This window comes from Rhodococcus sp. WAY2 (assembly GCF_009859915.1).
GTDB classification, from domain to species: Bacteria; Actinomycetota; Actinomycetes; order Mycobacteriales; family Mycobacteriaceae; genus Rhodococcus_F; species Rhodococcus_F oxybenzonivorans.
Map to the genome: position 1 here is coordinate 1,499,233 of NZ_CP046572.1, position 24,886 is coordinate 1,524,118.

At 67.2% G+C, this 24,886-nt stretch carries 22 protein-coding genes and 1 pseudogene; 19 read left to right on the forward strand and 4 right to left on the reverse strand.

Features of this window, described 5'->3' with window-relative positions; all coding sequences use genetic code 11:
• Positions 1-88 precede the first annotated feature (88 nt).
• The 16 genes from GFS60_RS07040 to GFS60_RS07115 all read left to right on the forward strand — a co-directional run bounded on the left by GFS60_RS07040 (position 89) and on the right by GFS60_RS07115 (position 18,655).
• Positions 89-820 carry an enoyl-CoA hydratase gene (locus GFS60_RS07040; RefSeq protein ID WP_201453515.1) on the forward strand — a complete coding sequence of 244 codons (732 nt, stop codon included), beginning with the start codon at positions 89-91 and terminating at the stop codon, positions 818-820.
• A gap of 44 nt (positions 821-864) precedes the next feature.
• A complete protein-coding gene (locus GFS60_RS07045; protein WP_159919939.1) occupies positions 865-1,980 on the forward strand; it encodes an MBL fold metallo-hydrolase in 1,116 nt (371 codons plus the stop codon).
• A 37-nt stretch (positions 1,981-2,017) separates the two neighbouring features.
• A complete protein-coding gene (locus GFS60_RS07050; protein ID WP_159919941.1) occupies positions 2,018-3,349 on the forward strand; it encodes an MFS transporter in 1,332 nt (443 codons plus the stop codon).
• Between the two features lie 36 nt (positions 3,350-3,385).
• Positions 3,386-5,836, forward strand: coding sequence for an HAD-IC family P-type ATPase (locus GFS60_RS07055; RefSeq protein WP_159919943.1), 2,451 nt, complete (start codon positions 3,386-3,388; stop codon positions 5,834-5,836).
• 127 nt (positions 5,837-5,963) lie between these two features.
• On the forward strand, positions 5,964-6,155 hold the full coding sequence (locus tag GFS60_RS07060) for an antitoxin (RefSeq protein ID WP_159919945.1): 192 nt from the start codon (positions 5,964-5,966) through the stop codon (positions 6,153-6,155).
• Positions 6,156-6,261: 106 nt separating this feature from the next.
• Positions 6,262-7,890 carry a Na+/H+ antiporter gene (locus tag GFS60_RS07065; protein WP_159919947.1) on the forward strand — a complete coding sequence of 543 codons (1,629 nt, stop codon included), beginning with the start codon at positions 6,262-6,264 and terminating at the stop codon, positions 7,888-7,890.
• Positions 7,887-9,125 carry a lipase family protein gene (locus tag GFS60_RS07070; RefSeq protein WP_159919949.1) on the forward strand — a complete coding sequence of 413 codons (1,239 nt, stop codon included), beginning with the start codon at positions 7,887-7,889 and terminating at the stop codon, positions 9,123-9,125. The genes GFS60_RS07065 and GFS60_RS07070 overlap by 4 nt, the downstream gene beginning before the upstream one ends.
• Complete coding sequence (locus GFS60_RS07075; RefSeq protein ID WP_159919951.1) at positions 9,122-9,487, forward strand: MmcQ/YjbR family DNA-binding protein; 366 nt, start codon at positions 9,122-9,124, stop codon at positions 9,485-9,487. The genes GFS60_RS07070 and GFS60_RS07075 overlap by 4 nt, the downstream gene beginning before the upstream one ends.
• The gene (locus GFS60_RS07080) at positions 9,484-10,647 is read left to right on the forward strand and encodes a sensor histidine kinase (protein ID WP_109327510.1); all 1,164 of its coding nucleotides are present in this window, start codon (positions 9,484-9,486) and stop codon (positions 10,645-10,647) included. The genes GFS60_RS07075 and GFS60_RS07080 overlap by 4 nt, the downstream gene beginning before the upstream one ends.
• 33 nt (positions 10,648-10,680) lie before the next feature.
• Positions 10,681-11,493, forward strand: a complete 813-nt coding sequence (locus GFS60_RS07085) for a LytR/AlgR family response regulator transcription factor (RefSeq protein WP_109327512.1) — start codon at positions 10,681-10,683, stop codon at positions 11,491-11,493.
• The gene (locus GFS60_RS07090) at positions 11,490-11,849 is read left to right on the forward strand and encodes a hypothetical protein (RefSeq protein ID WP_159919953.1); all 360 of its coding nucleotides are present in this window, start codon (positions 11,490-11,492) and stop codon (positions 11,847-11,849) included. Before GFS60_RS07085 ends, GFS60_RS07090 begins: the two co-directional genes overlap by 4 nt.
• Positions 11,850-11,856: 7 nt before the next feature.
• Positions 11,857-13,614, forward strand: coding sequence for a sodium/solute symporter (locus tag GFS60_RS07095; RefSeq protein ID WP_159919955.1), 1,758 nt, complete (start codon positions 11,857-11,859; stop codon positions 13,612-13,614).
• Between the two features lie 188 nt (positions 13,615-13,802).
• On the forward strand, positions 13,803-14,165 hold the full coding sequence (locus GFS60_RS07100) for a DUF485 domain-containing protein (RefSeq protein WP_159919957.1): 363 nt from the start codon (positions 13,803-13,805) through the stop codon (positions 14,163-14,165).
• Complete coding sequence (locus tag GFS60_RS07105; protein WP_159919959.1) at positions 14,162-15,796, forward strand: solute symporter family protein; 1,635 nt, start codon at positions 14,162-14,164, stop codon at positions 15,794-15,796. Before GFS60_RS07100 ends, GFS60_RS07105 begins: the two co-directional genes overlap by 4 nt.
• Positions 15,797-15,862: 66 nt before the next feature.
• Positions 15,863-16,294, forward strand: a complete 432-nt coding sequence (locus GFS60_RS07110; protein ID WP_159919961.1) for a type II toxin-antitoxin system Rv0910 family toxin — start codon at positions 15,863-15,865, stop codon at positions 16,292-16,294.
• Between the two features lie 87 nt (positions 16,295-16,381).
• Positions 16,382-18,655: an ATP-dependent DNA ligase gene (locus tag GFS60_RS07115; RefSeq protein WP_159919963.1), complete on the forward strand. Its 2,274-nt coding sequence runs from the start codon at positions 16,382-16,384 to the stop codon at positions 18,653-18,655.
• Positions 18,656-18,668: 13 nt separating this feature from the next.
• Here the strand turns inward: GFS60_RS07115 and GFS60_RS07120 are convergent, their stop codons facing one another.
• Entirely contained in the window at positions 18,669-19,283 is a 615-nt protein-coding gene (locus GFS60_RS07120; RefSeq protein ID WP_159919965.1) for a hypothetical protein, read from the reverse strand.
• A gap of 181 nt (positions 19,284-19,464) precedes the next feature.
• Between GFS60_RS07120 and GFS60_RS07125 the strand changes: the two genes are divergently transcribed.
• The 3 genes from GFS60_RS07125 (at position 19,465) to GFS60_RS07135 (ending at position 22,738) form a co-directional block, all read left to right on the forward strand.
• Positions 19,465-20,151: a response regulator transcription factor gene (locus GFS60_RS07125; protein ID WP_109327526.1), complete on the forward strand. Its 687-nt coding sequence runs from the start codon at positions 19,465-19,467 to the stop codon at positions 20,149-20,151.
• On the forward strand, positions 20,148-21,170 hold the full coding sequence (locus GFS60_RS07130; protein WP_159919967.1) for a HAMP domain-containing sensor histidine kinase: 1,023 nt from the start codon (positions 20,148-20,150) through the stop codon (positions 21,168-21,170). The genes GFS60_RS07125 and GFS60_RS07130 overlap by 4 nt, the downstream gene beginning before the upstream one ends.
• Positions 21,171-21,250: 80 nt before the next feature.
• A complete protein-coding gene (locus GFS60_RS07135) occupies positions 21,251-22,738 on the forward strand; it encodes a DUF4153 domain-containing protein (protein WP_159919969.1) in 1,488 nt (495 codons plus the stop codon).
• Positions 22,739-22,742: 4 nt separating this feature from the next.
• Here the strand turns inward: GFS60_RS07135 and GFS60_RS07140 are convergent, their stop codons facing one another.
• From GFS60_RS07140 to GFS60_RS39915, 3 genes and pseudogenes are all read right to left on the reverse strand, one after another.
• A complete protein-coding gene (locus tag GFS60_RS07140; RefSeq protein WP_159919971.1) occupies positions 22,743-24,245 on the reverse strand; it encodes an HNH endonuclease signature motif containing protein in 1,503 nt (500 codons plus the stop codon).
• 3 nt (positions 24,246-24,248) lie between these two features.
• A complete protein-coding gene (locus GFS60_RS38995; RefSeq protein ID WP_236603394.1) occupies positions 24,249-24,563 on the reverse strand; it encodes a hypothetical protein in 315 nt (104 codons plus the stop codon).
• A 138-nt stretch (positions 24,564-24,701) separates the two neighbouring features.
• Positions 24,702-24,833 (reverse strand): annotated as a pseudogene (locus GFS60_RS39915) (TetR/AcrR family transcriptional regulator); the annotation flags it as partial.
• Positions 24,834-24,886 lie beyond the last annotated feature (53 nt).

The window sequence follows — 24,886 nt, forward strand, 5'->3', positions numbered from 1 at the left end:
TTCCGGCGTGTGGTTGGCTGGCAGCGGTCCAGTCGGGTGGGCACGTCAGCAACGCAACGGACAGCAAACACGGAGAAAGCGAGTGGACATGATCGGGACGAGTCGTGACGGCGACGTCATCACCCTCGAATTACAACGCCCCGACCGCCGGAACGCCCTGAACACCGAACTCTGCGAGCGCCTGCGCGAGGAGATGGAGACGTCCGTCACCGACGGCGGACGAGTGATCGTGCTCACCGGACAGGGCACCGCGTTCTGCGCGGGAGCCGATCTCTCGGGCGACGTGTACGCCGACGGGTTCACCGACACCCTGCTCGAGATGCTGCACACCCTCGACTCGGTTCCCGTCCCGGTGATCGCCGCGATCAACGGTCCCGCCATCGGCGCAGGAAGCCAGCTGGCCCTCGCAGCGGACCTGCGGGTGGTGGCCCCCGAGGCGCGTTTCGCCATCCCTGCTGCCAAGCTCGGTATCTCCGTCGACAGGTGGACCGTGCACCGGCTGGCGTCGCTGATCGGCGGCGGACCGGCCCGCACCATCCTTCTCGGGGCCGAGGAGGTCGGTGCCGACGAGGCCCTCGCCCACGGTCTCGCCAACAAGCGTGGCGACCTCGCTGTCGCACAGCGCTGGGCGCACTCCATCGCCCGGCTCGCCCCGCTGTCGTTGCAGCACCTCAAGATGGTTCTCAATGACGACGGAACCCAGAGCCCGCCGCCGCCCGAGCAGCTCGCCGCACTCCATGCCGCGTGGAAGAGTTACGACGCCCACGAAGCGCGGGTGGCACGCGCGGAGAAGCGGCCCCCGGTGTTCCGGGGCCGATAGCCGGCCGGGCCACGTACGGCGCACTCGTGGTTACAGTTGTCGGGATGAACGCGAAACGCGCTGTGACCACAGTCCTGGCAACTGCCACACTCGGGTGGCTGACGAGGGCTGCGTGGGGACTGCCCGCGCAGATCGGTGCGTCCCGCGCGCAGGTGCGTCCCTACGCCGCGGTGTCGCCGAGATACCGCAACCAGCAGTTCCACAACTCCGACCCCGGCAGCACGATGTTGCCGGGATCGGAAACCGGAATCCTGAAGGCGCTCGTCACCCGGGGTACCGCAGGACGACCGCGCAGGCCGATTCCGCTTGCCACGCCCCTCGCACCGGTCGAGGCAGCCGACGTCGCGGTCACCTGGTACGGCCATTCGAGTGTGCTCGTCGAGGTCGACGGGTACCGGGTCCTGGCCGATCCGGTGTGGAGTCGCCGGGTGTCTCCGTCGACGTTCCTCGGTCCGTCCCGCATGCATCCCACACCGGTGCCACTCTCGGACCTGCCTGCGGTCGACGCCATCGTCATCTCCCACGATCACTACGACCACCTCGACATGGCGACGGTGCGGCAACTCGTCTCCAGCCAGAAGGCGCCGTTCGTCGTCCCGGTCGGACTCGGCGCGCACCTGCGGCGGTGGCGGGTGCCGGAGGAGCGGATCGTGGAACTCGACTGGGACGAGTCGACCACCGTGGGTGCGCTCACGCTGACCTGCACGGAGGCGCGGCACTTCTCCGGTCGCGGGCTCGTCCGCAACACCACGCAGTGGGCGTCGTGGGTTCTCGCCGGCCCCGAACGCACCGTGTTCTTCGGTGGTGACAGCGGATACACCCCGAGGTTCGCAGATCTCGGCCGCCGCTACGGGCCGTTCGATCTCACCCTGCTGCCGGTCGGTGCCTACGACCCCCGGTGGGCCGATATTCACATGAACCCCGAAGAGGCGGTGCAGACACACACCGACCTCCAACAGGGCGACGCCGCCCGCGGACTCCTGGTTCCCGTGCACTGGGCAACCTTCAATCTCGCCTTCCATGCGTGGTCCGAACCGATCGTGCGGCTCGTCGAGGCCGCGGAAGACAGCGGCACGACGGTGGCCGTGCCGATGCCGGGCCAGCGCGTCGACGTGACGAAGCCGACGGCGCAGACGCCGTGGTGGACGGCCCTCGGCTGATCTGTGGAACGCGGTGCCGGGTGCTAACTTCCGGTCCATGAACACACGAACCCAGCGGCTGGACGAGCTTCCCTTCACCCGGAAGCACGGAAAGCTGCTGCTCGGCTCCGGCGTGGGGTGGGCGCTCGACGCGATGGACGTGGGGCTCATCTCGTTCGTGATGGCGGCGCTGGCCGTGCAGTGGAAACTGAGTTCGACGGAGCTGTCGTGGATCGGGTCGATCGGCTTCGTCGGCATGGCGGTGGGTGCTGTCCTCGGCGGGCTACTCGCCGACCGGATCGGACGACGTCAGGTATTCGCGGTCACGCTGCTGGTCTACGGCATCGCGACCGGTGCTACCGCGCTCGTCGGTTCGGTCGCTCTTCTGCTCGTTCTGCGATTCGTCGTCGGCCTCGGCCTGGGCGCGGAACTTCCGGTGGCGTCGACGCTGGTCAGCGAGTATGCGCCGCGCAAGGTACGGGGGCGCGTCGTGGTGGCGCTCGAGGCGTTCTGGGCGCTCGGCTGGATTCTGGCCGCGCTGATCGGCTACTTCGTCATCCCTCTCGGTGACGACGGATGGCGATGGGCCCTGGCCGTGGGACTCGTCCCCACCCTGTACGCGGTGGCGGTGCGGATCGGACTGCCCGAGTCGGTGCGGTTCCTCGAACGACAGGGCCGATACGAGGAAGCGGAAGCCGCGGTCCGCTCATTCGAGGAATCGGCGGGCGTGACGGCCGCGGTCGATGGTGGCAACGCGGACAACGCCGCCGGCCCCGACAGCGCCACCCCGCAGCCCCCGGCAGAGTCGATCTGGTCGCCGCGGCTGCGGTCCCGGACGGCCGCGCTGTGGACGGTGTGGTTCTGTATCAACCTCTCCTATTACGGCGCCTTCATCTGGCTGCCGAGCCTGCTCGTCAACCAGGGATTCGACCTTGTGAAGTCGTTTCAGTACACGTTGTTCATCACGCTCGCCCAACTGCCCGGTTATGCGGTCGCCGCCTGGCTGATCGAGGTGTGGGGCCGCCGCAGCACGCTCGCCACGTTCCTCCTCGGCTCCGCGGTGGCGGCAGGGCTGTTCGGACTCGCGGATACGCCCACCACCATCGTGGCCGCCGGAATGATGTTGTCGTTCTTCAACCTCGGCGCGTGGGGTGCGCTGTATGCGATCGGTCCGGAGCTGTATCCGACGTCGGTGCGGGCGGCAGGGACGGGTGCGGCGGCGGCCTTCGGCCGGATAGCGTCGATCCTTGCGCCGTTGATGGTTCCCTGGCTGCTGATCGGCGGGGGAAACGCACTGGTGTTCGCCGTGTTCGCGGCAGCATTCCTCGTGGCCGCCGGTGCGGCGTTCACGCTGCCGGAGCGGGCCGGGATGGTTCTCGAGGCGGGATGACCGCCTGTCGCCGCCCCGTTGCGTAGCCTGTGGACCATGGCGTACGACGAGACCGGTACGGACGGCGTTGCCGTCCTCGCTGCGCACGGCTTGACCGCCGACCAGGTCGCCGAGCGGGTGGCCGCAGGCAAGACCAACGACGTGCCGGACCGCGCCAGCCGGTCGATCCGCGACATCGTGCGCGCCAACGTCTTCACCCGGATCAACGCGATCCTCGGCATACTGTTCGCCATCGTTCTGGCGACGGGTTCGATCATCGACGGGATGTTCGGGCTGCTCATCATCGCGAACAGTGGCATCGGCATCATCCAGGAGATCCGCGCCAAGCGGACTCTGGACGAACTTGCCATCGTCAGCCAGACCAAACCGGTGGTGCGCCGCAACGGATCGGCCGTCGCGATGGCGCCTCGGGAAGTGGTGCTCGACGACCTCATCGAGCTGGGATCGGGCGACCAGATCGTCGTCGACGGTGTCGTGGTGGAGGCGAGCGTGCTCGACATCGACGAATCGCTGCTCACTGGCGAGGCCGACCCGGTGCACAAGGCGGTGGGTGATCCGGTTCTGTCGGGGAGTTTCGTTGCCGCCGGTAGCGGCTGCTATCGGGCGACGAAGGTCGGCAGTGACGCATATGCCGCGAAACTGGCGGAGGAGGCCAGTAAGTTCACACTCGTACATTCGGAGTTACGCAGCGGCATCGACACGATTCTGAAGTTCATCACGTACCTAATGATTCCGGCGGGGCTGCTCATCATCTACAACCAGCTGTTCTCGAGCGGTCAGGCGTTGCGACCGGCGTTGAACGGCATGGTGGCCGCACTGGTGCCGATGGTGCCCGAGGGGCTGGTGCTGATGACGTCGATCGCGTTCGCCGTCGGCGTGGTCCGGCTCGGCCGGCGTCAGTGTCTGGTGCAGGAGTTGCCCGCCATCGAAGGGCTCGCCCGGGTCGACGTGGTGTGCGCCGACAAGACGGGCACGCTTACCGAGAACGGGATGCGCCTGTCCGAATTGCGTTGCGCTGTAGCCGAAGATGTCGGTCCGGCCGGCGCCGCACTCGCTGCCCTGGCCGCCGACGATCCACGCCCCAACGCCAGTGTCCTGGCGATCAAGGAGGCGTTCCCGGACGATCCCGGCTGGGGCGACGCCACGGCGGAGGCGCCGTTCTCCTCGGCGAAGAAATGGAGCGGACAGTCGTACGGTTCCCACGGGAACTGGGTGCTCGGCGCACCGGACGTTCTCCTGGACCCGGGCAGCGTCATGGCACGGGAGGCGGAGCGTGCGGGTGCGTCGGGACTGCGGGTGCTGCTCCTCGGCAGCGGAGACGTTCCGGTCGATCATCCGGCGGCGCCGGGAGTTGTCACGCCTCGCGCGCTCGTGATCCTCGAGCAGCGGGTGCGACCCGATGCGCGCGGCACCCTCGAGTACTTCGCGGGTCAGAACGTCACGGTCAAGGTGATTTCCGGGGACAACGCCGTGTCGGTCGGTGCCGTGGCCGGATCCCTCGGCCTTCCGGGTGGGAACCGACCCGTGGACGCCCGCACCCTGCCGTCGGAACCCGAGGCCCTCGCCGATGCTCTCGAAGAATCCACCACGTTCGGCCGGGTGCGGCCGGATCAGAAGCGGGAAATGGTGGCAGCGTTGCAATCTCGCGGCCACACGGTGGCGATGACGGGTGACGGTGTCAACGATGTTCTCGCGCTCAAGGACGCCGACATCGGCGTGTCGATGGGATCGGGAAGCCCCGCGACGCGGGCGGTGGCACAGATCGTGTTGCTGGACAACAAGTTCGCCACCTTGCCGTACGTGGTCGGTGAGGGTCGCCGGGTGATCGGCAACATCGAACGCGTCTCCAACCTCTTCCTCACCAAGACCGTCTACTCGGTGTTGCTGGCGTTCCTGATCGGCCTGACGGGTGCGCTGTCGCAGATCTTCGATTTCGAACCGGTCCCATACCCCTTCCTGCCGAGGCATGTGACCATCGCGGCCTGGTTCACCATCGGTATCCCCGCATTCATCCTCTCGCTGGCTCCCAACAACGAACGTGCCCGCTCCGGCTTCGTCCCACGGGTGATGCGGCTGGCGGTGCCGTCCGGCGTCATCATCGGTGTCACCACATTCATTTCGTACCTCCTGGTCTACGCCGGGCCCGAGCAGACCCAGGCACAGAAAGTGCAGGCGGGTACGTCGGCACTGATCACACTCATCATGATCGCGCTGTGGGTGCTCGCCGTCGTCGCACGCCCGTACGTGTGGTGGAAACTGGTCCTGATCTTCGGGTCCGTCGCGGCCTACCTCGTCCTGTTCGCTCTCCCGTTCACGCGGACGTTCTTCGAGCTCGACCCGACCAACGTGGCTGCCACCACGTCGGCGCTCACCTGCGGTCTCGTCGGGGTGGTTCTGGTGGAGCTGGCGTGGTGGGTGACGGGCCGCCTCCACGGAGAGCACCGACGGCTCTTCGCGCCACCGGCGGATCTGCCGGGCCGCCGCTGAGGGCGGTGGCTCGCGTCCTGATAACGGGAGCGTTGGCGTCCCCGGCTCGATGCTGTGAGACTGGGTGCGCTGCGAGTGTTCGATCTCGCGCAGACGCTATGTGCGCAAGCACAGAGGAGGAAGAACGATGAGTTTTGGCGACACACTGAAGGGTTTACTGGGCAAGGGGAAGGCTGCGGCCTCGCAGAACGCGGACAAGGTTCACGGCGCCATCGACAAGGCTGCCGACATCGCGAACAGCAAGACCGGTCGCAAGTACAGCGACAAGATCGACAAGGCTGCCGACGCGGCGAAGAAGGCAGTTCCTCCGAAGGAGTGACCACCCTTCCCTCCAGAGCTGTCCGGGCCCCGGTTCTCGAACCGGGGCCCGGACGCGTCCGCGGTGATGAGCCGCGATCTCGGGGCGGGCACGGCACAATCGAACTGTGAACGGCGTCCTCGTGCTTCTCGTCATCATCGCGGCCATCGCCGTGACGAGTCTCGCGAAGCGCCGCGATCTGCAGCCGCCCCTCGTTCTGGTCACGATCGGCGCGATCGCCTCCTTCATTCCCGGCCTTCCGCGCCTCGAACTCGACCCCGAGGCCATCCTCGGAGTCGTGCTGCCGCCACTGTTGTACTCGGCGGCCCTCAAATTTTCGGTGGCCACCTTCCGTCGCCACCTCGGGCCGATTCTGCGGCTCGGCATCTTCACCGTGCTGGCCACGGCATTCGCCGTCGCGTTCTTCGCCTCGTGGTTGTCGCCCGAGCTGACGTTGGGGGCTGCACTGGTACTCGGGGCGGTGGTCGCGCCGACGGACGCGGTCAGCGCTGTCGCCGTCGGCCGCCGGCTGGGGCTGCCGAATCGGGTGATCGCCATTCTCACCGGTGAGGGCCTGGTGAACGATGCCACAGCCCTGACACTGTTCGCCGTGGCCGTCTCGGCCGTGGTCGGGACGGACGTACCGGTTCACCCGGTGTTGTACTTCGTCTACGAGGTGATCGGTGGAGTGCTCGTCGGGCTGGTCCTCGCCAAGATCGTCGAGTGGGTGCGGCGCCGCATGTACGACTCGCCACTGGAAACGGTCCTAGGGCTGATGCTTCCCTTCGCGGCGTACCTCGCCGCCGGGCAGCTGCACGCCTCCGGCGTCCTCGCGGTGGTCACGGCCGGCTTCCTGATGGGCCACAAGGCAACCGACGCCTCGGTGTCCACCCGTATCCAGGAGCGGTCCCTCTGGGAGAGCGTGGATCTCGTGCTCGAGATGTTCGTGTTCGCCTACATGGGTTTGCAACTCAAGTTCGTCATCGTCGACGTCCGCGACAACGGATTGCCGGTGCACCACATCTTCTTCTACGGGTTCGCGGTCCTCGTCGTGGTGATGGCGGTGCGACCGGCGTGGATACTGCTGCACCGGTTTCGCCGCCACATCGGTCTGGTGGTGCGTACACCGGGCGACACGGTGGAACTCGGCTGGCGCGAAAGCCTTGTCGTGTCGTGGGCCGGCATGCGCGGAGTCGTCACGATCGCGGCAGCGGCGGGAATTCCGATGACGGTCGCGAGCGGAGCGCCTTTCCCGGGACGGGAAGTCATCCAGGCCATCGCCTTCGTCGTCGCGGTGGGAACCCTGCTCATCCAGGGCGCCACCATGCCGTTGCTGATTCGAATGCTAGATCTGGCAGATCCCCTCGAACGTCAACGGGAAGAGGAACAGGTGAAGCACGCGCGCACCATTTCGCGCGAGGCCGGCGAACGGTTTCTCGACGACTGCGCCGAGCATCCGCCCTCGGGAATCGACTCCGCAGAGATGACCGACATTCTGTCGCGGGTACGCCGGTCGATGCGGGCACGCCTGCAGGCCGAAGAAGCGGAAGAGCCCGGCGAGAAGGCGCGGGCCGGCGTGGTGTTCGACGACATCCGCCGGGCAGCGCTGCGTGCGCAGCGGCAGGCGTTGATCGATGCCCGTGACGCGGGCAGTCTCGACGACGAGGTGATGCGTACCGTATTGGAAAGCCTCGACGTGGAAGAGGCTGCAGCGGAAGAGCGGGTCCGACGGCGTCGAGAATGGGGTGCGCGATGACAGGTCTGTCGAGGCGGCGTGCGGGATGGCCCGTGATCTTCGCCCTCACCGGTGTCGTGGTGCTCGCAGGGTGCGGCGCAGACGGGGCGACCGTCCCGCCGCCCTCCGCTCCCGCAGCGACCTCCACCGCCCCGTTGCCGCCGGCCCCCACTGGGGACGACCGCGGCGCGCTCACCGCGCAGACCCCCGTGGCCGACATCGACCCGGCGATCACGAATCTGGGAGCAACGGCAACCCGCGTCGTCTATCGGTCGACGTCGGGGGTCGACGGGGCCGGTACCGAAGTGGTGGGCACCGTGTTCACACCGGCAGGGCCCGCTCCCGAGGGCGGTTGGCCGGTGGTCACGGTGGGGCACGGCACCACCGGGGTCACCGACGACTGCGCGCCGTCGGCGTCACCGACGCTGTCGGGCACCACCGGACTCGTCATGCAGCTCCTGCAGAGGGGGTATGTGGTGACCGTCAGCGATTACCAAGGTCTCGGCACCGACGGCCCGCACCCCTACCTCGAACCCGTCACCGCGGCATACAACCTCATCGACGCCGTCCGCGCGGCCCGCAACGTGGTGCCCGAGGCCTCGATTCGCTGGGCGGCCCTCGGGGTTTCCCAGGGCGGTCAGGCGTCGTGGGCGGCGGCCGAACACGCGGACGACTACGGGGGCGGGCTCGAATTCGTGGGTTCGGCCAACCTGTCGCCCGCGGCTGATCTGTCGGGCATCATGGCGGAGGGAACCGCAGCCCCGTTGTCGTTGCCGCAGAAGATGTTCCTGCCGTATCTGCTCGAGGGGCTCTCTGTGCTCCATCCGGACCTCGATCCGGCCGACTACATGCGCGGCGCGCTCGCCGACAATCAGGAGATCACGCTGTCGTGCGTCACGGCGAGACTCTCCGAGAAGTGGACTGTGGCAACCCAGCTCACTCCGGAGGACACCGGACCGCGCACGGAGGCCGCCGCCGAACGGATGAACGGTTGGCTCGAGGAGATCGCGCTGCCACGCGAGCGTGCCGAAGGCCCGATGCTCGTCGTGGTCGGTGAGCGAGACAATCTCATTCTGCCGCAATGGACTTTGGAGGCCGTCTACAACGCGTGTGTGCAGGGCGACGTCATCGAGTTCGAATCCCGACCCGGGGAGGGTCACGCCGACGGACGGGCCGTGCCCGGTGCGGTGCAATGGATTGCCGACCGCTTCGCCGGTGAGCAGGCGCCGAACACCTGTGACGGCGGCGCACGGTGAGCGAATCGGTGATCGACCGACTGCGGGCGTTGTGCCTGGCGTTGCCCGAGGCGACCGAACGCGTCAGTCACGGAGAACCCGCGTGGTTCGTCCGCCGGTCACCCCAATTCGCGACTCTCGCAGACCATCACCACGACGACCGCTTGTCGTTCTGGGCCGCCGCTCCCGCAGGCGCGCAGCAGGACTGGGTTCGGCGCGACGAGGAGCGCTTCTTCGTGCCACCGTACGTCGGCGGGCGCGGGTGGGTAGGTGTGTACCTCGACGTGCCGCAGGATTGGCGCGACCTTGCCGACATCGCGGAGGAGGCTTACCGCACCGTGGCCCCGAAAACGCTGGTCGCTCGACTGGACGCCGGAGAATGAGCCGTCGCGGGCTGCTGCAGTGGTTGCGGGCGAGGCAGGAGCTGACCACACCCACCGAACGAGCGGTCCACACCACCTTGCACACGGCGTCGCTGGCGGCCGGATCGTTGCGGCGGGGACTCGACGAGACCTCGGCGCAGGAGGCGGCGCCACATCTACGCCTGCTTACGGGCGCCCAGGCCCTCGCGATTTTCGATGCCGCCGGACACCTCCTCGCCTGGAACGGCCCCCACGAGGCGTTGGCGGAACAACTCCACGATGCGGCGAGCCGGGCCGTCGACGGTGAGCGCCGGGTGCTCGTCGCCTACGGCGGACTGGTTCGCAGTGCCGGTGACCACGGGGTGCGGGCGCTGATCGCCCAGCCCCTGCTCATCGAGGCCACCGGCGTGGTGGGAGTGCTCGGGGTGGTCACCACGGAGGACCCGGGGCCCGGCATGCTGGGCGCCGTCACGGAGGTGGCCCGGTATGCGTGCAGTCAGATCGAACTGGCCGACCTGGATGCGTCTCGCGCGCGACTCGACCGCGCCGAGGTGCGGGCGCTGCGCGCACAGATCAGCCCACACTTCATCTACAACGCGTTGAACACGGTGGCGTCGTTCGTGCGCACCGATCCCGACCGGGCCAGGGAACTGATCCTCGAGTTCGCCGATTTCACCCGGTATTCGTTCCGGTCGGCGGGGGAGTACACCCTGCTGGCGGACGAACTCCGCAACATCGACCGATACCTCACCCTCGAACGCGCCCGATTCGGTGACACGCTGGCCGTCACCCTGCAAGTGGCCCCCGAGGTGCTCAATGTGGTGCTGCCGTTCCTTGCGCTGCAACCGCTGGTGGAGAACGCGGTGCGGCACGGCATCTCCGGCAAACCCGAGGGCGGCACCGTCACCATCGTCGCCGCCGACGAGGGTACGGACTGCGTGATCAGCGTGGAGGACGACGGAATCGGGATGGACCCGGAACTGCTGCGGTCGGGGTCGCTCGACGCGGTCGCCGAGTCGTCCGGCATGAAGGAGGCGGCGCACGTCGGGCTCGCCAACGTCGACGACCGGCTGCGCGCCGCCTTCGGCAACGACTACGGGCTGGTCGTGGAGACCGCGCCCGGGGCGGGCACCAAGGTGAGCATGCGTGTTCCCAAGTTCCGGCAGGGGATCCGCCCGTGACCCGGTGGGGTCCGTGCGAAAATCGGTTCCGTTGTGAATGACACTGACGACATGGCCCCCCGAGCGTCCGGAAGCGACGCCCCGCTCACCGTGCTGGCCGTCGACGACGAGAAACCCGCCCTCGACGAGTTGGCGTTCCTGCTGCGCGCGCAGGACGCCGTCGGGGAGATCCGCACCGCAGGGGAGGCCACGACGGCGCTGCGCATCCTCCGGGACGGGAACATCGACGCCGTGTTCCTCGACATCAACATGCCGGGACTCGACGGCCTCGAGCTCGCCGGGATCCTGTCGAACTTCGCGTCGCCCCCACCGGTCGTGTTCGTCACCGCACACGACGACCGGGCTGTGGACGCGTTCGACCTCGGTGCCGTCGACTATCTGCTCAAACCGTTGCGCGAGGAACGTCTCGCCGAGTCCGTGCGGCGGATCGTCGAAGGCCGGCGGCGCCGACAGGAACCCGCCGCACCCGGGGCGGTGTCCGACGAGGTGATCCCCGTCGAGCTCGGCGGCGTCACCACTCTGGTACACCGCTCGTCGGTGGAGTGGGTAGAAGCCGATGGTGACTACGCGCGACTGCACACCGCCGACCGTTCACATCTCGTGCGCATCCCGATCTCCGCGCTGGAGGCACGCTGGGCCGATGCCGGTTTCCTCCGCGTGCACCGTTCCTACCTGGTCTCGCTGCCGTTGGTCACGGGAATTCGCACCGTCGGCAACGGCCTCGTCGTCTGTCTACGCCCGCACGGTGATCTGCCGCCCGTCGAATTGCCGGTCAGTCGACGGCACACGCGAATTCTCAAGGATCGCCTGGTCCGGGCACCGAAACAGTCGTGGACCGCGCGATGAGCTCGCCCGAACGGGTTCGAGTGGTGCTGGCGCAGCGGCGTGGGGCCCGCATCGTGCGTACCCGTGTCGAGGTCCAGGAACAGACCGAGGTCGGGGACGCCATGATCCGCGGACTCGTCCGGGCCCAGCTGTGGCTCGCTGTCCGGCTCGCCGTCCTCGCGGCAGGAGTGCTGTGCGCGGTACCGGTTGTCCTGCTGTCGTTCCCCGCGGTGTCGGAGGCGACCGTGCTGGGGATTCGCCTGCCGTGGGTGGTGCTCGGCGCCCTGGTGTATCCGGTGCTCCTGACGACCGGGTGGGTCTACATTCGGCAGGCCGAGCGCAACGAGCAGGAATTCACCGAACTCGTGGACGACTGAGCACGCCGTGACCACCGACCAGCCGATTCCCTGGCTCACGTTGGCCGGTCTGGCCGCGGCGGCCGTCGCCACCGTGGCCATCGGAATCTACGGCGTGCGGTTGGCCCGCACCACCTCCGACTTCCTGGTCGCCTCGCGTAGCGTCGGCCCGCGCTGGAATGCCGCCGCGATCTCCGGTGAATACCTCTCGGCCGCATCCTTTCTCGGAGTCGCCGGGCTCATCGCCAAGTACGGTGCCGACGCCCTGTGGTACCCGATCGGATTCACGGCCGGATACCTGGGGCTGCTGCTGTTCGTCGCGGCGCCGCTGAGGAGGTCGGGGGCCTACACGGTGCCCGACTTCGCCGAGTTCCGGCTCGGCTCGGCTCGGCTTCGTACCCTCGCCATGATCGTCGTCGCCGTCGTCTGCGCGCTGTACCTCGTCCCGCAGTTCCAGGGGGCCGGTCTCACGCTGAACATCCTCCTCGGCGTCCCGAGCTGGGTCGGAGCGGCGGTGGTCGGGGTCATCGTCATCGCGAACGTGGTGGGCGGCGGCATGCGGTCCGTCACCTTCGTGCAGGCGTTCCAGTACTGGCTCAAACTGACCGCGGTCGCGATACCCGCGCTGGTGTTGTCCGTGTACTTCTTCGCCGACTCCCACGAGTTGGGTGCACCCGCACCGCCCACCGTCGACGAGCAGACCACCGTCGACATCACCACCGACGTCGTCGTGCAGGTTTCGGCTCCCGTGACGGTCGGGGGGTCGGGAACGATCGACGGAGTGAAGAACGCGGAAGACGTCACACTGGCACCCGGTGAACACCATCTCGGCGAGGGGACGTCGATGACCCTCGAAGCGGGGTCGCCCGTACCCGTCGTCGCGGGCGCACCGGCCGACAACTCCGACTGGCTCACGCCCGGATGGGGTTTCGGGGGCGGGCATCCGACATATCAGGTGTATTCGCTGATCATCGCCACATTCCTCGGCACGCTAGGGCTTCCGCATGTCCTGGTCCGGTTCTACACCAATCCCGACGGACGGGCGGCGCGGTTGACGTCCCTCGCTGTCGTCGGACTGCTCGGGGTGTTCTACCTGTTCCCGACGCTGCTCGGCGTGTTCGCGCGGCTGTACGTGCCACAACTGCTGATCACCGGTACCTCCGACGCCGCGGTGCTCCTGCTGCCCGGCTCGGTGTTCTCCGGTTGGGGCGGTCAGCTGCTGGCCGCGCTCGTCGCCGCCGGTGCGATCGCCGCCTTCCTGTCCACGTCGTCCGGACTGCTCGTCAGCATCGCGGGGGTCCTCAGCACCGATGTGCTGCGCGGACGGGTCCGCGACTTCCGGATTGCCGCGACCCTCGCCGGGGTCGTGCCACTGGCGCTGTCGTTGGCGGTGACGTCGCTCGACCTGTCCCGAACTGTCGGCCTGGTCTTCGCGGTCGCAGCGTCGACTCTGTGCCCCTTACTCGTCCTCGGCATCTGGTGGCGCGGACTCACCGCGGCCGGGGCGGGCGCCGGGATGACGGCCGGGGGACTCGTTGCCGGTACTGCCGCAGCTGCCGTCGTGGTGGGCGGCGTCCCCGACGACATCGCCGACGGCTGGCCCGCCGCGATGGTCGCCTACCCTGCTGCGGTCAGCGTGCCGCTGGCCTTCGCCACGATGGTGCTGGTCAGCAAGATGACGAAGCGGCAGATCCCCGCCGACCTCAGCCGAATCTTCACCCGCATGCACGCCCCCGAGCGCCTCGGTGTCGGCTCCGACCGCGAGAGGGAGCTCCGCTCCCCGTGAGCCTTTTTGGTAGCTCCAGCTACCAGAAAGGCGCACGAGGGGTGAAGCCGCTCGTCGCGGTCGGGTAACCGTTCGGCGCACACTCCGACAGTTCGGCGTGTGACTGCCGCCACACTATGTTGTTGTGACTCACCTCTCAGTACCGTCGATTTTCAGTTCACTTCACGCGTGCGACCAAGGAGTCAGCAGTGACCACAGCCGATATCAGCGAGGGAGCGTCGCAAGAGCGGCGCACCCCTGATGCGCAAGCCTTCCTCGACATGCAGGCGAGTCCCGAATTTCAGGAGTTGCGGCGCCGCCTCCGTAGGTTCGTCTTCCCCATGACGGCGTTCTTCCTCGCCTGGTATGCGGCGTATGTGCTCCTGGCTACCTACGCCTCCGACTTCATGGCTACCAAGGTGCTCGGCAACATCAACCTCGGCATCATCCTCGGCCTCGGGCAGTTCGTGACCACCTTCGCGATCACCGCCCTGTACGTGCGGTTCGCCAACCGGGAACTCGATCCCCGATCCGCCGCCATCCGTGAAGAGCTGGAAGGACCCGTCAAGTGATTACCACCCTCGCGGCCGGTACCGACGTCGGCAACCCGCTCCTCAACATCGCGATCTTCGCGGCCTTCGTCGTGATCACGATGACCATCGTGATCCGTGCGAGCCGCACCACCAAGAAGGCCTCGGACTTCTACACCGGTGGCGGTCAGTTCTCCGGACCGCAGAACGGTTTCGCCATCGCCGGCGACTACCTGTCGGCGGCGTCGTTCCTCGGTATCGCCGGAGCCATCGCGGTGTACGGGTACGACGGATTCCTGTACTCGGTGGGCTTCCTCGTCGCCTGGCTGGTGGCTCTACTGCTGGTCGCCGAACTTCTCCGCAACACCGGCCGATTCACGATGGCAGATGTGCTGAGCTTCCGGCTGAAGCAGCGCCCGGTGCGCATGGCCGCGGCGCTCTCCACGCTCGTCGTGTCGCTGTTCTACCTGCTCGCGCAGATGGCGGGCGCCGGCGGACTCGTCGCGCTACTGCTCAACATCGACGGCAAGGTAGGCCAGGCCGTCGTTGTCGCCGTTGTCGGTGCGTTGATGATCGTCTACGTACTCGTCGGTGGCATGAAGGGCACCACCTACGTGCAGATGGTCAAGGCGGTGCTGCTCGTCCTCGGTGCCGGTGTCATGTTCTTCCTCGTCCTGTTCGCGGTGCGCGGCAATTTCTCGCAGCTGCTCGCCGACGCGCAGGCCACGGCCGCCGGTTCCACGAACGAGGCAATCGCGGGCCGTGACATGCTCAGTCCCGGTGCAAAGTACGGCATCAGCTCGATGAGCAAGCTCGACTTCATCTCGCTCGGTATCGCGCTGGTTCTGGGAACCGCCGGCCTTCCGCACGTATTGATGCGGTTCTACACGGTCCCCACCGCCAAGGAAGCTCGCCGCTCGGTCACCTGGGCAATCGGACTGATCGGCGCGTTCTACCTGTTCACGCTGGTCCTTGGTTACGGCGCCGCCAAGATGGTCGGACCGGACGCCATCCTCGCCGCGCCCGGCGGTGAGAACGCGGCCGCGCCGCTGCTCGCATTCGAACTGGGCGGCACCATCTTCCTTGCAGTCATCTCCGCGGTCGCGTTCGCGACCATCCTCGCAGTGGTCGCGGGCCTGGCGATCACGGCCTCGGCATCGTTCGCCCACGACATCTACGCCAGTGTCATCAAGCGCGGTAATGCCTCCGAGGAGTCGCAGGTACGGGTGTCGCGCATCACCGTCGTCGTGATCGGCGTCGTGTCGATCATCCTGGGCATACTCGCGATGGGGCAGAACATCGCGTTCCTGGTGGCGCTCGCATTCGCCGTCGCCGCTTCGGCCAACCTGCCGACGCTGCTGTACTCCCTGTTCTGGAAGAAGTTCAACACCACCGGTGCGCTGTTCAGCATCTACGGCGGCCTCATCAGCTGCCTCGTGTTGATCGTCTTCTCCCCGGCGGTGTCCGGCAAGAAGTCGTCGATGTTCCCGTCCGCCGACTTCGACTTCTTCCCGCTGGCCAACCCCGGCATCGTGTCCATTCCGCTCGCGTTCCTGCTGGGCGCTGTCGGCACCTACATCGGTCGCAGCAAGGCGGAGGATCCCGCCAAGCAGGCGGAGATGGAGGTCCGTTCACTCACCGGTGTCGGCGTGGAGAAGGCGGTCTCGCACTGATCCCCCTGTGAGTACTTATTAACCGCCCGCGGTTAATAAGTACTCACAGGCGGCTAGGCTGCAGCGATGGCGAAACTTACGGTCGAGACGGACGTCCCGCTGACTCCCCAGGACACCTGGGACAAGGCATCGAATCTGCAGGAGTTCGACAAGTGGTTCGTGGTGCACGACGGCTGGCGCAGCGAGCTTCCCGAAACGCTCACCGCTGGTACGGTTCTGAGCTCCGTCGTCACTGTCAAAGGGCTGCGGAACCGGGTGAAGTGGACCATCAAGGAGTACGACGCTCCGCGGCGACTTGTACTGAAGGGTGACGGCAAGGGCGGCGTGAAGCTCGGCCTCACGCTGGAAGTGAAGGCGAAGGGTGGCGGCTCCGAGGTGGTGTTCACCATCGAGCTGGGCGGCGCGCCGCTGTTCGGACCCATCGGCTCGGGTGTCGCGAAGGCATTGAAGGGCGACATCGAGAAGTCGCTGCAGACGTTCGTGGAGCTGTACGGCTGATCGACACACCTGCCGGACCCGGAATCGGAGCGAGGAAAATCCTTCCGCAGCGCACAATATGTATGTATTGGCGGCGGAAGGGTGTCGATGGCGAACACGGGAACCCGGCAGGTGACGGTCGACGGACATCGGCTGTCGCTGACCAACCTGGACAAGGTCCTCTACCCCGAGTCGGGCACCACCAAGCGTGAGGTGATCGAGTACTACACGCGCATCGCGCACGCGATGATTCCTCACATTCTCGATCGGGCTGCCACCCGTAAACGTTGGCCGAACGGCGTGGAGAGCGACCCGTTCTTCGAGAAGAACCTGGCCGCTTCGGCCCCTGCCTGGCTGGAACGACGAGCCCTGGAACACTCCGACCGTTCCGTGCACTATCCGATTCTCAACTCTGTGGCGGCGCTCGCCTGGGCGGGTCAGCAGGCCGCGCTCGAAATCCACGTGCCGCAGTGGCGATTCGACGGGTCGCGGCGCGGACCGGCCACCCGGATCGTGTTCGACCTCGACCCGGGACCGGGCGTGGGTCTGCCGGAATGCGCCGAGGTTGCCCGCGCCGTCCGGGACCTCGTAGCCGAGCTCGGCTGGACCGCCTTCCCGGTGACGAGCGGCAGCAAGGGCATTCACCTGTATGTGCCCCTCGACCGGAAGTTGGAGGGGTCGGGGGCGTCGACCGTCGCGAAGCAGGTGGCGACGGGCCTGGAGAAGCTGATGCCCGACCTGGTCACCGCCACGATGGCCAAAGCGGTTCGCGCCGGGAAGGTGTTCGTCGACTGGAGTCAGAACAATCCGTCGAAAACGACGATCGCGCCGTACTCGTTGCGGGGACGACCGCAGCCGTTGGTCGCAGCGCCCCGCAGCTGGGACGAACTCGACGATCCGGAGTTACGGCAGTTGAGCTTCACGGAAGTGCTCGAGCGGTGGGAGACCGACGGTGACCTGCTGGCCGATCTCGACCCGCCGTGGGAGAACGAGGCGACGCTGGCAGACTATCGCCGCAAACGCGACCCGAGCCGAACCCCGGAACCGATGCCGGACAAGGTCAACCCCGGTGCGGGCAACAGTTTCGTCATTCAGGAACATCATGCCCGGCGCCTGCACTACGACCTCCGGCTGGAGCGCGACGGAGTGCTGGTGTCGTGGGCGGTGCCGAAGAATGTGCCCACCTCGACTGGTGAGAACCGGTTGGCCGTCCACACCGAGGATCACCCGCTCGAATACCTGACCTTCTCGGGCACCATCCCGAAGGGGGAGTACGGCGGCGGAACAATGACGATCTGGGACACCGGCACATACGACGTCGAGAAGTGGCGCGACGACGAAGTGATCGTGCAGTTGCACGGCGAGCAGGTGGAGGGTCGTTTCGCGCTGATCCGCACGAAAGGTGACCAGTGGTTGATGCATTTGATGAAGGACCAGTCGACGGGTGAGTCGACATCCGCCGAACTGCCACGGGATCTTTCACCGATGCTGGCCACGCCGGGCACCCTCGACGGGCTCGATCCAGCGGAATGGGCTTTCGAGGGTAAATGGGACGGCATCAGAGTGATCGCCGAGATCGGTGGGGGAGAAGTGCGTCTGCGCAGCCGGGCAGGTAACGACAAGACCCGCGACTACCCTGGATTGGGTTGGCTTGCAGACGCTCTCGCCGACCACGACGTCGTTCTCGACGGTGAGGTGGTCGCCTTCGATCGGCACGGAATCACCAGTTTCAGCCTGCTCCAACAAGGAAATGAACCCCACTTCCTGGCGTTCGACGTGCTGTACCTGGACGGTGTGTCGTTGCTGCGGAAGAAGTACACGGACCGCCGTCGGGTGCTCGAAGCCCTCGCCGCGAAAGTCGACGACCTCGTGGTGCCGCCGCAGCTGCACGGTACGGCGGAGGAGGCGCTGGAGGAGAGTGGCCGCCGCGGTTGGGAAGGTGTGGTGGCCAAACGTCGTGAGTCCGTGTACTTGCCGGGCAAGCGTGGGTCGAGCTGGATCAAGGTGAAGAACTGGCGGACCCAGGAAGCGGTGATAGGAGGTTGGCGGCGCGGGCAGGGCGGCCGTTCCCGGGGGATCGGTTCCATCCTTCTCGGAATCCCCCAGGACGGCGGACTGCGCTACGTGGGCCGGGTGGGTACCGGATTCACCCAGCGCGACCTGGACGAACTCGCATCCACCCTCGGTCCGCTCGAGACCGCAACCAGCCCCTTCGTCGACGTCCTCCCGACCGCGGACCGTAAAGGTGCGGTGTGGGTGAAACCCACCCTGGTGGGGGAGGTGCGATTCATGGAATGGACCGGCGCCGGACGACTACGGCACCCGAGCTGGCGTGGGTTGCGGGAAGACAAGCGTCCGGCGGATGTGGTGGACGAATCGTAGCGCTCCGATCCACTTACTCGCCGACAGTCGTTCCGCCGACGGACCCGCCCATTCCACCGGGGGCCTGCGGAACGCTCGGCGGCCGGGGCTTCGGTCCGCCACCGGCCGGGAAGGGATCGGTCGCGGGCGAGAGGACTTCGTCGTCGATCTTCCCGGGGAAGGGGAACGGGCGCTTCGGCGGCTTGACCGGATCCACCACGACCGGCGGTTCGACGACGGGCGGTTCGACGACGGGCGGTTCGACGACGGGCGGTTCGACGACGGGCGGTTTGGCGACGGGCGGCTGTGCGATCGGCGGAATCACGACCGGGGGCGCTGCGACCTGGGGTACCCCGACCGGCGGCGCTGCGACCTGAGGTGCCGGCGCGAAGACGATCGGTGGGACGACCTCCGGTCCGGGCGCCGCGACCTCGATATCGGCCGCCGCAGTACCCGGATCCACCGCGACGGCACCGGGCACAGCAGCGATGCCGGGAAGGACTCGCTGCTGCGAGTTGCTCCTGTCGGACGTCGGTGAGGGTGCGCCGTCGATGTGCCCGCCGGCGAGGAGGACGACTGCCGTCCCCACGAAAGAGAAGGCAATGGCGGCGGTGGTGCCGAGTGCGATGCGGGTTGCGGTGGTGGTCACGGTGTAGGTCCTCCGGTGGGTTGGGGGGTGTGCCGGGCTGATGACTCAAGCGTGCGCTGCAGACGAACGCCGCGACAGCGACCCCAGGGTGACGATCCACCACCCCGTGCGCGGGCAAACCTGCACAGAATCTTCACAGGCTCTGACGGGGATCCGCACGCGCGGGCAATACAGTCGGGGCATGAGCCAGCGAAGAGTGCTCGTCGTCGACGACGAGGCGACGATCTGCGAGTCGGTCGCCGCCAGGTTGCGTGCCGAGGGCTTTGACGTCGTCACGGCGTCCGACGGTCCGGGTGCCGTGGCGGAATGCGAGGCTTCCGAACCGGACCTGCTCGTCCTGGATGTGATGCTGCCCGGATTCGACGGGCTCGAGGTCTGCAGGAGGGTGCAGGCCGCACGGCCGGTACCGGTGTTGATGCTCACCGCCCGAGCGGACGAAACGGACATGCTCATCGGACTCGGGGTGGGTGCCGACGACTACCTGAGCAAGCCATTCAGCATGCGGGTGCTCGTGGCCAGGGTGCACGCGCTCGTGCGCCGCGCCGAACGGGCCACCGAGGCCGCCTCCAGCGGACAGGCGGGGATGTCGGTGGGTGATCTCGAGGTGGATCTCGTCGAGCGACGGGTCCGGCGCGGTGATGACGAAATACACCTCACGAGGACGGAGTTCGACCTTCTCGCGCATTTCGCCTCTCGCCCACGGGCCGCCATCTCCCGGGAGTCGCTGCTCGCGGAGGTCTGGGGATGGGGTGACGTGGCCGGCAGCAGGACCGTCGACAGCCACGTCAAGGCCCTGCGCCGCAAACTCGGCGGCGACCTCATCCGCACGGTCCATGGTGTCGGTTACGCGCTGGACGTGCAGAAATGAGCGCTGGTGACCGGGTCGGTGGCGGACGGATCGTCGACAGGTTGCCCCGACCGCTCGATCCCTTTCGGTCGTTCAAGGTCAAGACCGGGTTACTCGTGGTCGCGGCACTGTTCCTCGCCTCCCTGATGTTCTGGGTGACGGCGCGCTGGCCCTTCCGATACGCGCTCGCCCTGGCGATGCTGGTGTCGTTAGCAGTGACCCAGATCCTCGCGCACGGGATGACCTCGCCCCTGCGAGAGATGACGGCTGCGGCCCGCGCGATGGCGACGGGCGACTACTCCCGCCGGGTCCGGTCGACGTCGAGAGACGAAATCGGTGAACTGGCCCGCGCATTCAACTCCATGGCCGAGGATCTCGAGGCAGCCGACCGCTATCGCCGTGAATTGATCGGCAACGTCTCGCACGAGCTGCGCACACCGATTTCCGCACTGTCGGCACTGCTCGAGAACGTGGTCGACGGTGTAGAAGAACCCGATCCGGCTCGGATGCAGGTGGCACTCGATCAGACCGAGCGGCTTGGCCGGTTGGTCGCCGAACTTCTCGACCTGTCGCGCCTGGAAGAGGGTGCGGTGCAACTCGACCGCGAGCGATTCCCGGTCCGGGACTTCCTCGAGGATGTGGTTCGTCAGGCGGTGGGACCGGCAGGACCACGGCGGGTGCAAGTGGACGTGCAGCCGTCCGGCCTCTGCGTCGATGCCGATGTCGCGCGACTCCACCAGGCGGTGACGAACCTCGTCGACAACGCTCTTCGGCACGGCTCCGCCCACACCCAGGTCGTAGTGCGCGGCCGCCCCGCTCCGGGTGGCGTGATGATCGAGGTGGAGGACGACGGCCCCGGGATCAGCCCCGGTGAGCGCTCCCGGGTATTCGAGCGTTTCACACGCGGGGGTTCCACGGATGGCGGGACCGGGCTCGGACTCGCGATCGCGCGCTGGGCGGTCGAATTGCACGACGGCCGCATCGAGGTCGTCGACACGGTGCGCGGCTGCTGCATCCGGGTGACCCTGCCCGCCGGTTGACACGAACACACCAGATACGGGACCCGCCGGTCCCGCGATGACGCCTGCCCGAATCCGGGTGATGCAACCAGGGAGGACACATGACAATCGCACCTGCCCAACCAGTTCGGCCACGGCGGACACGATCGTGGCCGGGGGGAGTGTGGCGACGCGACCGCACGTCGATCGCTCCCCGCGCGATCGTCCTCGCCGCCGTCGGAGCCGGCGTGGTCGCTGCTCTCACGCTCCACATCACGGTGGTCGGTCTGGGTTACCTGCTGACCGGTACCGCGATCGCACTGGCGGTCTTCGCGACGCGCAGGGTGAGACCCACAGCTGCGCAGGCAGTTGCAGTAGTCACTGCACTCGCCCTGCTCGCTGTGCTCAGTGTTCGTGGCGCCGGCTGGCTGGCCGCCGTGTGTGTAGCCCTCAGCTGGGTGGTCGGGTCCTTCGCCGTGGTCGGAGGCAGAACCTGGACGGGTCTGGCCGCCGGTTCGTTCGCGCTGTGGTTCACCCCGCTGCGGGTGATTCGCTGGACACGACGCGGAGCCTCCCGCTGGAGTTCCGCCGAAAGAGTCTCGCTGCTTCGTGTTTTCGGCGTGGCGGCCGTCAGCGCGGTCCTCCTGCTGGTGTTCGGATCGCTGTTCGCCAGCGCTGATGCGAAGTTCGCCGAACTCCTCGAACAGGCGACACCCTCAGTGGAGGTGTCCAATCCGGTCGGCAGGCTCGTGCTCGGCACGCTCGTGTGCGGTGGGACGCTGGGTGTCGCCTATCTACTGAGACGCACCCCGCGGGTGGACGCACTCGCCCCCGGTCCTGGTCGACCCGTTGCCCGCTGGGAGTGGGCCTTTCCGCTCGCGCTGCTGAACTTGCTGTTCCTCGGTTTCGTCGCCGTGCAGTTGAGAGTGCTGTTCGGTGGGGACCGGCACGTGTTGACGACGGACGATCTCACGTACGCCGAGTACGCCCGGCAGGGCTTCTGGCAGTTGCTGGCCGTGACGGGGTTGACGCTGCTGGTGATCGCTGTTGCTCTCCGCAAGGCGGCGCGGAGGGAGGCGGTCGACCGCACGCTGGTGCGAGTGCTGCTCGGCCTGCTCTGTGTTCTGACGCTCGTCATCGTGGCATCGGCGGTCGCCCGGATGTCGCTGTACGAGAGCCACTACGGGTACACGCAGCTGCGCCTGCTCGTTCTGGTGACCGAACTGTGGCTGGGATTGGTGTTCGTACTCTTGATCGTTGCGGGGCTGCGGTTGTCGGGGCGGTGGTTGCCGTGTGCGGTTCTGGGTTCGGCAGTGTGCGGGGTGCTCCTCCTCGCTGTGGTCGATCCGGACGCCTATATCGCGCAGAAGAATGTGGAACGCTTCGAGGAGACCGGACGCATCGATGTGAGCTACCTGAGACAGTTGTCGGTCGATGCGGTTCCCGCTCTGAATCGACTGCCGGAGCCGGAACGCTCGTGTGCCCTGTATCGGCTCCAACACGAGGTCGATGAAGGAGCCGAGTGGTACGAGTACAACGCAGCGCGGAACAGGGCCCGCGATCTGTTGGCCGCTCACCCTGTCGGGCGCTGTGATCGGGTCGCGTCGTAGATCGCTAGAACGGCGGATCGTCGCGTGCCGGACCTGACACGGGAATATGGGTGATGTCGGGGACGGCTGGTGCGGATCGTCGTGTTCGGTGAAGTTCTATGAGGTAGTCGAGGTCATGCTCGGCGTGGGAGCGTCGGGTCATCAACGCCAGCGTCCGGTCGTGCCGCGATGTGCGAGCGGTACGGGCGAGATGGACTGCGGCACCTTCGGGTTCGGTGTACATGGTTTCACAGTGTGGGGTGGTCCATTCGAGATGTCCGGCGCCGCTCTGTTTCACGGTCCACAGTCCTCGGGTTTTGAGGCGGTGGTGTCGTCGGCAAAGGCAGGCGAGATTCGAGTCGACGGTGAGACCACCATTTTCGGGATCGTCGTGGTCGAACGGAGTCGTATGGTCGAGGTCGCAGTGTCGGGCGGGCACCTGGCAGTTCGGGAAGCGGCACTGTCCGTCGCGGGTACGGATGCGGCGGGACTGCGCGGTGCCGGGTGTGTAGGTGGTGGCGCAGGTGTCGTTACGGATCAGGTCCTTCGGTACGCCCGGGTGTTTCACGATGGCACTGATGCCGAGGATGTGGCTGCCGTCGCCGGGTACGTCGTTTTCGGTGAGGACGTGGACGCGTTGGAAGACCCCGTCTGCGGCGAGAAGGCGGGCGGTGTCGGCGTCGATGGGCCCGTACCCGTCGAGGTGGGCCGGGGTTTCGTCCAACCCGAGCAGTGTTTCGGCGTTGATTACCACCTGGATCAGAGCTGCCCGACGGGTAGGAGAGGGCCTGGTCCGGGTGTGGCAGCCGACGTCCAGGCAGCGGCAGAGGAGTCTGCCGCTACCGTCTGCGAGTGCGGTCAGGGCGTCGGCACGGCGTTGGGCGAGGGTTCGGGGGTCGCCGGTGCAAACGTCGTGAATGGCCATCTCACGTAGCCGCATCCCAATGGTGTGGGCGTCGGCCGCGGGGAGATGTCCGTCGACGAAGGACATGCCGTTCTCGGCGGGCCGCACCCGGACATCGCGGTCGGCGGCGGCAAGCTTCGCCCGGTGACGGAGACTGCCGGGATCGTGCTTGGCGATCAGGCGGCGGCAGCGGCCTCGGAGCGTGGTGGGTGGCACGTTACGGCCCTCCAGCACTGCGGATTCGAGGATGTCGAGGGCGCTGTCGTTCACTCCCGTCAGCATGGCGGAGATGACGCGGGCCTGGGCGAGGTCGATCCGGCCGGTCGCAAACGCCTCGCGCGTTCGGTGGAGACGGTGTCGTAATTCCAGTCCCAACTCGATCGACGCGGTGACCGTACCTTCATTCATGCCCAGTGCAGCGGACAGTTCGACTGCGGCGTGCATGCCGGAATGCGCGGGATTGATCCCACGTCGCTCGTCTTCGTTCGAGCACAGGTAGTAGTAGTCGGTGATGGCGTGGACCTGTGTGTACTGCGCCTGCGCGAGTTCGGCCTTCTGCTCTCGTAAGGCGTCGAGCGCCACGATGCCTGGTGGCGTCGCATCTAACTCGTTCTGTACCAACATCACTCACCCCCCGGTTGAATGTTCGTCGATACTACCTCCACCCTCCGACAAGTCCTGTAAGCCCGGGGCGAAGGACGCCAGCACTGTTTTGGTGATGTAGGACGCGGCGTCGCCCGGATCGACCCGTCCGGCACCGACTTCGGTTGCGGCGCAGTGCACGACACTGTGGAGAACGGCGGCCAACCACGACGTGGGGAGGTCGGTGCGGAACACGCCTTCGCTCCGACCGCGCTCGAGGAGCTCCCCGACGGGAACCAGCATCCCGTCGTGGGCGGCACGTATCTGTGCGGCGGGCAGGCTGCGTTCGGCGGCGGCCACCAGTGCACCGGCATCGGCAGTGAGTGACCAGGAACCGGCGACGAGCCGGTGTATGGCCTCCCGTGGATCACCGGTGAGGTCGATGACAGCAAGGGCGTGTTCGGCGGCGGTGAGTGCGCGCGTGACGACTGCGTCGACGAGGTCGGCGCGAGTCGGGAAGTGTCCGTAGAGCGTGACCCGCCCGACGCCGGCGGCTTTCGCGATGTCGCCGATGCTGACGTCCGGGTCGGAGCTCAGACATGCGTGAGCTGCGTCGAGGATCGCTTCGATGTTGCGTTCCGCGTCCGCGCGGCGTCGGCCGGACTTCCTGGGTACCTCGCTGG

Excerpts from the sequence above, each read along its gene's own strand:
- GFS60_RS07045 (WP_159919939.1), top strand. The coding sequence starts at position 865 with ATGAACGCGAAACGCGCTGTGACCACAGTCCTGGCAACTGCCACACTC.
- GFS60_RS07050 (WP_159919941.1), top strand. The coding sequence starts at position 2,018 with ATGAACACACGAACCCAGCGGCTGGACGAGCTTCCCTTCACCCGGAAG.
- GFS60_RS07110 (WP_159919961.1), top strand. The coding sequence starts at position 15,863 with ATGGCGAAACTTACGGTCGAGACGGACGTCCCGCTGACTCCCCAGGAC.
- GFS60_RS07135 (WP_159919969.1), top strand. The coding sequence starts at position 21,251 with ATGACAATCGCACCTGCCCAACCAGTTCGGCCACGGCGGACACGATCG.
- GFS60_RS07115 (WP_159919963.1), top strand. The coding sequence starts at position 16,382 with ATGGCGAACACGGGAACCCGGCAGGTGACGGTCGACGGACATCGGCTG.
- GFS60_RS07140 (WP_159919971.1), bottom strand. The coding sequence starts at position 24,245 with ATGTTGGTACAGAACGAGTTAGATGCGACGCCACCAGGCATCGTGGCG.
- GFS60_RS07040 (WP_201453515.1), top strand. The coding sequence starts at position 89 with ATGATCGGGACGAGTCGTGACGGCGACGTCATCACCCTCGAATTACAA.
- GFS60_RS07060 (WP_159919945.1), top strand. The coding sequence starts at position 5,964 with ATGAGTTTTGGCGACACACTGAAGGGTTTACTGGGCAAGGGGAAGGCT.
- GFS60_RS07055 (WP_159919943.1), top strand. The coding sequence starts at position 3,386 with ATGGCGTACGACGAGACCGGTACGGACGGCGTTGCCGTCCTCGCTGCG.
- GFS60_RS07090 (WP_159919953.1), top strand. The coding sequence starts at position 11,490 with ATGAGCTCGCCCGAACGGGTTCGAGTGGTGCTGGCGCAGCGGCGTGGG.
- GFS60_RS07130 (WP_159919967.1), top strand. The coding sequence starts at position 20,148 with ATGAGCGCTGGTGACCGGGTCGGTGGCGGACGGATCGTCGACAGGTTG.
- GFS60_RS07070 (WP_159919949.1), top strand. The coding sequence starts at position 7,887 with ATGACAGGTCTGTCGAGGCGGCGTGCGGGATGGCCCGTGATCTTCGCC.
- GFS60_RS07080 (WP_109327510.1), top strand. The coding sequence starts at position 9,484 with ATGAGCCGTCGCGGGCTGCTGCAGTGGTTGCGGGCGAGGCAGGAGCTG.
- GFS60_RS07125 (WP_109327526.1), top strand. The coding sequence starts at position 19,465 with ATGAGCCAGCGAAGAGTGCTCGTCGTCGACGACGAGGCGACGATCTGC.